This is a genomic window from Actinobacillus ureae ATCC 25976 (assembly GCF_000188255.1).
Taxonomy (GTDB): domain Bacteria; phylum Pseudomonadota; class Gammaproteobacteria; order Enterobacterales; family Pasteurellaceae; genus Actinobacillus; species Actinobacillus ureae.
Window position 1 is genome coordinate 1,195,665 of sequence record NZ_GL831080.1, and the last position, 6,752, is coordinate 1,202,416.

Here is a 6,752-nt window from a genome sequence, read left to right on the forward strand (position 1 = left end):
CAAAATAGGGCCGCTTTTTTACATACTCGAGGACAGATATGGAAAAAGTTATCTTCTTAGTAGCAAGCATTTTAGTGAACAGTGCTTGTTCTCAGTCTAAAAATGTTTATTTTAATGGCACTGAAGGGTCTAATTCAGGTATTAAATACGAATCAACCAGTAAAGAATTTTCATTAAACTAACAGTTTCATATATAAACAAGCGGTTAAATTTTCAGAAGATTTTGCAAAAAATCCGAAGAATTTAACCGCTTGTTTTATTAGTATAAGAAATTAATCAGCTAATTAGTATTGCTTCTGCCATTCCTCTTTATAAAACATTTTTTTGCTTGTTTTACCCTGTAACATTTGATAGTAATAATCATAAGTTACTACATTTTGCACATAACCTCTCGTTTCATAAAACAGAATTGAAGCAATAAATTCATCCATCGTTAATGTGCCATTACTTCGTGCCAACCACTTCTCTACTCGACTTGCGCCGGCATTATAAGCTGCAGCAATTAAAATACGATTATTTGGATACTTCACATTTAACTCATTTAAATGCGCTGTACCTAACATAATATTTCTAAGCGGATCAAACAAATCTTTATCGTTCTCAAACGGCAATCCCATATTTTTCGCCGTTAATGCTGCTGTACTCGGTAACATCTGCATTAGCCCCATTGCGTTAGCGTGTGACTTAGCTTGGCTACTCCAAGCGCTTTCTTGACGAGCAATTGCCATCGCAAAACTTTTAGACATGCCTTTCTCAGTAAGATTTAAATCAAACCATTGTGCATAAGCATTCGGTAGGCGTAGATCGATATAATCCCATGCTTTTGCCTGAATCGTGGCCTCAACGGCTAAATCATACCATTCTTGCTGCTTGGCATATTCACTTAATCCAAGTTGCTCCTCAAACGGTAGCATCTTCAGCCATTCAACCCATAATCCTTTAGCGGACTCGAAACGATTAAGCGCACGCCATTCTTTAATACGCATAAATTGCGGGGTAAATTGCGCTATCTGCTCATCTGTTAACGGTTTAACTTCAGGCTGATTAAACTGATAATTCGAACCTAACTGCTGAGCAGCTAACATCGGATAAAAACCACGCTCTTTCGCCAAACTTGTAAGCTGTTGAACACGCTTTTGTGGATCTTTTTCTGTTTTCGCTAACCAATAACGCCATTCTGCTTTTTGTTTAGCCTCATCCGATAATAACACAAGCCAAGTATCCAACTTCTCTTTTTTCCATAGTGCCATACGTATGCGTCGCTCGGTCAGATTATCCGCTTTTAATGTTTGAAGCTCATTATCACGCCAAATTTGCCATTCTCCTGACTGATTATCAAAAAAGCGGCTGATAAACGTTGTTTTCCATTCTTTTAGCTCAGCCGGTGTTAATTGCCATTTTTCTGCCCAAGTTTGGTAAGGCGCAAAATTAGGTGATGGAATATCTTCAGCTAATGATTTCAACAACTTAGGAAAAGTGTGCATAATCAATGCTTTATAGTGTTCAGTAAGCGGTTGATTTTGAACAAAATTTTGCAAATAATTTACGTTACTCTGTAATTTACTTACTTCGCTAAGCCACAAAGTAAGTTCTGAATCTTGAGTATTTAAACTCAAAGTTTCTAAGCCTTTAGCTGCATTTTGTTTAAATAATTCAACTGCTTTTAAACGGATTTTATCCGCTGTTTTACCGCCTTGATCACGCCAATAAGCTTCAATATCGGTACAACTTTGCGGTAATTCAGCCGTTTTTAACCAAAACTTTTCAAACTGTCCGAGTAAATCAGTTATTACGCTATTTACCGCTGTATCTACCGAGGTATTGCTTTGTGTTGCTTGTTCAGCTTCAGGATTGATCTGAGCTTGACTAGCGAATAACTGATATTGTGCAGAAAACACTCGACACTGATTTTCATTGCCCTCCGGCGTCACTTTTTTGGCATACTCAAGTAACTCTGCCCATTTTGCCGCTTGATATAATTGTTCAAATGTGAGCTGATTTAAGCGCTTCTGATAAATCGAATTCGGATATTTTTCGGAAAACGCTGCAATTTCTTGTTCTGAAACTTGCTTAACTGCAAGCTTGGTCTTCAGTAATTCCCATTCCGCTTCCATTTCCAGCGGATAGCCGGCTAAAACCTTGAGTAACGCATTACTTAGCTGTAATGCATTCGGCGTTAATGTTTTCTTTGTTTGTGCCGCTTTTAAAATTGCATCTAATTGCTCAAAATAAGCTCTTTGCTTAACAAGTTCCGCTGCATCCTGCTGATCTTTTTGCCATTTGTCAGTTAATTTTTTTTCTAATTCGGCTTGGAGCTGAGCAACCTCCGTCTCACTGTATACTTTCGTTTTCTGCTTTGCTTCAACACTTATATTTACTGAAGCTGCAACCAATAAAGCTAGAATTGTTTTTTTCCACATTATTTCTTCCTCCCTTTTCTTTACTTAAGCAAGTTAGGCACAAAAAACCGCTTGAAGTTTCCTGCAAGCGGTTAGTTATATTATTTTGATGGTTTATTCGTCCATCACAACTTTGCCGATAAAATCAAGGTTGCGATATTTTTGAGCATAATCAATGCCATATCCCACTACGAATTCATCCGGAATTGCAAAGCCAGCCCATTCAACCGGTACTTCTACTTCACGACGTGAAGGTTTATCCAATAATGTACAGATTGCTACCGAACGAGGCTCACGTAAATTCAAAATATCACGTACTTTACTTAAAGTAAAACCGGTATCAATAATGTCTTCAACGATTAAAACATCTTTCCCGTGAATCTCACCATCAAGATCTTTTAAGATCTTAACATCACGACTTGATTCCGTACTTGAATCATAGCTAGAAGCCGTCATAAAATCAACTTCAACCGGTACATCAATTAAACGCACTAAATCCGCCATAAACATAAATGAACCACGTAATAGCCCTACAACAACCAAATTCTCGCAATGTGCGTGTGCATAGTGATGATTAATTTCTTTAGCAAGTTCCATAATACGAGATTGAACTTCTTCGCGAGAAATAAGGGTTTCAACGTGATGTTTTTTCATAATGTTTAAGCTCTCTTAATAAAAATAGAGGGTAATGATAATGACAATTAATACTAAAATCAAAATAAATTTGGCATAACACCAAAATGTTATGCCAATTTACTTATTTTAGTTGTCCGAACGCTTGGCGTAAATCCGCTTTTAAATCTTCAACATGTTCCAAGCCAACTGAGAAACGCAGTAAGTTATTGGTAATACCACGTGCAATACGCTCCGCTTCCGGAATATCCATATGTGTTTGGGTTGACGGGTAAGTGATAAAACTTTCCGTACCGCCTAAACTTTCCGCAAAGGTAATCAAATTGATCGCTTTTAAGAATTTCGGCACCCAGTCTTCTTTTTGTAAACGGAATGAAAGCATACCGCTCTTACCTGAATAAAGTACGCTATCAATCTCAGGCTGTTCACTTAAGAACTTCGCTAATTCAGTTGCATTCGATTGGTGGCGCTCCATACGCAACGCAAGTGTTTTTAAACCACGCACAGCAAGGTAAGAATCAAACGGTGAAAGCACCGCACCTGCACAGTTTTGGAAGTAGAATAAACGTTCAGAAAGATTTTGACCGTTTACTTTAGTCGCCTCTGAATCTTTCGCCACAATCAAACCAGCTAATACATCGTTATGCCCAGAAAGATATTTCGTTGCACTATGAATCACGATATCCGCACCGTGTTCAATCGGACGGAATAAAATCGGCGTTAAGAAGGTATTATCCACAATTAACATTAAGTTATGTTTTTTCGCAATTTTAGAAATTGCATCAACATCACACTCTTCCATTAATGGGTTTGATGGTGTTTCAACAAAAATCGCTTTAGTGTTTGGGGTAATTGCCGCTTCAATTGCCTCCAAATCTGCGGTATTTACATAAACCGGTTTTACTGTATTGTGATGTTTATGACTGAAATCAAATAAACGGTAAGAGCCGCCATATACATCACTTGAAATAATCCACACATCCGGTGCTTTGAAAAGCGATATCACTAACTGAATTGCCGCCATACCTGATGCCATTGCAAAACCGGCATCACCGCCTTCTAAATCTGCAATACCTTGCTCTAACACGGCACGGGTTGGGTTTTTAGTACGGGTGTAATCCCAACCGGTCGACTCACCTAAGCCATCACGTCCATAAGCGGTCGATAAAATAATCGGTGTTGCTACCGCACCCGTACGAGGATCAGTACGGTTACCTAACTGTACTAGCGTGGTTTCAATATTGTTGTATTTGGTCATTTTTCATTCCTTTTATTATTCATTTTAAACACACTCTGTGCGTCCCTACATTCAATCTAAACTATAAATTATTCAGATCCAAAACATCCGTCATATCAAACAGACCATTTTGCTTGGTTTGAAGCCATTTAGCAGCACGCACTGCGCCGTTGGCAAACGTCATTCTGCTTGAGGCTTTGTGGGCAATTTCTACACGCTCACCTTCATCGGCAAACCATACCGAGTGTTCGCCAACCACATTGCCGGCACGAATGGTTGCAAAACCGATTTCATCACGTTTACGTTCACCGGTAATGCCTTCTCGAGCAAATACACCGTGTGTTTTTAAATCACGTCCAAGTATTTTTGCGATATGTTCGCCCATTGATAGTGCTGTGCCGGACGGTGCGTCCACTTTATGACGGTGGTGAGCTTCAATCACTTCGATATCGCAATAATCGCCCATCACTTTCGCCGCTTTTTCTAATAATTTGAATACGAGGTTCACACCGACACTATAATTAGAAGCAAACACAATCGAAATTTGCTCTGCCGCCATTTGAATCGCTTGTTTACCTGCAGCATCAAAACCGGTCGTACCGATGACCATTTTTTTACCGTTTGCTACACAAAATTTAATATGCTCAAGAGTACCTTCCGGACGGGTAAAATCAATTAATACGTCAAAATTGGTATTTTGGCTTAAATCATCGCTAATTTTTACCCCTGTTGCACCAATGCCCGCCACTTCACCGGCATCCGCACCGACTAAACTTGAACCTTTACGTTCAAATGCTGCTCCTAACTCCACGCCTTCCGCATTTTGTACCGCAGTAATCAGATTGCGTCCCATACGACCGCCAGCACCGACGATTCCGATTTTTAATGTCATTGTGTCTTCCTCTATAACGTCTTATTCTTGTTAAAATAAGCGGTCTGATTTTGCCATAAATTTGCAAAATTTTGTGAAAATTTTACCGCTTATTTATGTTGGTTTTACTTATTGGGGTTTACGTCCCATTACCGCAATATGTACGGTAATTTCTTCTCTATCGTGATAGAGATGTTTTGCTTGAATTTTAAACCAAAAACCTTGTTTTTCGAGTTCTTCTTCAAGATACGCTAAACATAATTGCGCTTCTTGATAACGTTTTTTCATCGGTAATTTTAAGTTGAAAATCGTTTCTCGACACCAACCGTTAATTAACCATTTACCGATTAATTTGCTGATCCGTATTGGCTGTTCCACCATATCGCACACCAACCAGTCGATAGTTTTACGTTTAGGTGGTTGAAATTTAAAACCGTCTTCCGGACAATGTTCAATACGCCCTGTTTCGTGCAGGCTTGCCGCCATTTTGCCGTGATCGACTGCATACACGAATACACCACGTTTAACCAGTTGATAGGTCCAACCGCCCGGGCAAGCACCTAAATCCACACCGGTCATTTCATCGGTAAAACGTTTTTTCTCTTCCGCTTCCGGAATAAAGGTGAGGATCGCTTCCTCTAATTTTAAGGTCGAACGGCTCGGTGCTTCTGCCGGGAATTTTAAACGGGGAATCCCCATAAAAAATGGCGATTTATTGTCGTTATAAGCATAACCGACATAACAACAGCCTGGACGCACAAATAAAATATGTAAACTAATACTACCTTTCGCTTTTTCTGATTTACCTAACCAGCCTTGCTTTTTTAAGCTATTACGTAGCGGTACGGTAAACTTACGACAAAAGGTTAGTAATTCTTTTGCTTCGTTAGTATCTGGCGTTTCAACAAAAATATCCGAACTGTGGCGCGGATTTAACGCTTGGTATTGTTCTAAAATCGGTGAAATGCGATCCTCGACAGGCAGATCTTGTAGCATATCCCCTACAACAATCATTTGACGGGCAAAAATCAATTGTTCAAATTTTAATTCTTTGGCTAAGCGATTTGCATCACCTGCTTGATAACATTCAAAAATAATATAACCGCTATTTTCTTTTAAATTCACAAAGCCGAACACACCAAGTTGTGCCGCTTTATCGGTAATCTCACCGGCAGTCTCTTTTTCAAAGCCCGCTCGGCAATATAATGCTAGTTTATTCATAGGTTTTCTAATTGGTGAAAAATGTAATTAGTATAGCGTTTTACGCACTATTTTGATAGGAAAAACAAGTAATTGATTAAAAACACAACATGGATATAATAACAGGCATTGTTTTTACAGTGATGTGAAAACAATAGGTGCAGGGAGAATGCAAAAATCCCTGAGGGAACAGGGATTTTGCGTTTGCTCTGCTTGTAATGAATTACAATTAGGAGCTTAAAATGCAACTTTTTATCTCTTTTGGCATAGTAGACAAAAAGGTTGGTGTTTTGCAAAACTATGCCTCTATTGGACAAAAGGGTTGGTAATGATTATTTTTAGATCATCATTACCAACCCTTTTTATTTAAAAAGTCCTGTATAAACAATATCTTATATTTTCTCGTTAAACC

6 protein-coding genes are annotated in these 6,752 nt (G+C 38.8%); 1 reads left to right on the top strand and 5 read right to left on the bottom strand.

What is annotated here, in order from left to right:
• Positions 1 to 38: 38 nt before the first annotated feature.
• Positions 39 to 182 (top strand): hypothetical protein, encoded by a 144-nt coding sequence (locus tag HMPREF0027_RS12105; RefSeq protein ID WP_005622911.1) that lies wholly within the window; start codon positions 39 to 41, stop codon positions 180 to 182.
• A 102-nt stretch (positions 183 to 284) separates the two neighbouring features.
• Here HMPREF0027_RS12105 and HMPREF0027_RS05610 read toward each other — a convergent pair whose 3' ends face one another.
• The 5 genes from HMPREF0027_RS05610 to rlmM all read right to left on the bottom strand — a co-directional run bounded on the left by HMPREF0027_RS05610 (position 285) and on the right by rlmM (position 6,361).
• On the bottom strand, positions 285 to 2,420 hold the full coding sequence (locus tag HMPREF0027_RS05610; protein WP_005622912.1) for a transglycosylase SLT domain-containing protein: 2,136 nt from the start codon (positions 2,418 to 2,420) through the stop codon (positions 285 to 287).
• A 93-nt stretch (positions 2,421 to 2,513) separates the two neighbouring features.
• Positions 2,514 to 3,053: a hypoxanthine phosphoribosyltransferase gene (gene hpt / locus HMPREF0027_RS05615; RefSeq protein ID WP_005622913.1), complete on the bottom strand. Its 540-nt coding sequence runs from the start codon at positions 3,051 to 3,053 to the stop codon at positions 2,514 to 2,516.
• Between the two features lie 103 nt (positions 3,054 to 3,156).
• Complete coding sequence (locus tag HMPREF0027_RS05620) at positions 3,157 to 4,290, bottom strand: methionine biosynthesis PLP-dependent protein (protein WP_005622914.1); 1,134 nt, start codon at positions 4,288 to 4,290, stop codon at positions 3,157 to 3,159.
• A gap of 61 nt (positions 4,291 to 4,351) precedes the next feature.
• Positions 4,352 to 5,161, bottom strand: a complete 810-nt coding sequence (gene dapB / locus HMPREF0027_RS05625) for a 4-hydroxy-tetrahydrodipicolinate reductase (protein WP_005622915.1) — start codon at positions 5,159 to 5,161, stop codon at positions 4,352 to 4,354.
• Positions 5,162 to 5,269: 108 nt separating this feature from the next.
• Positions 5,270 to 6,361 carry a 23S rRNA (cytidine(2498)-2'-O)-methyltransferase RlmM gene (gene rlmM, locus HMPREF0027_RS05630; RefSeq protein WP_005622916.1) on the bottom strand — a complete coding sequence of 364 codons (1,092 nt, stop codon included), beginning with the start codon at positions 6,359 to 6,361 and terminating at the stop codon, positions 5,270 to 5,272.
• Between the last annotated feature and the right edge of the window lie 391 nt (positions 6,362 to 6,752).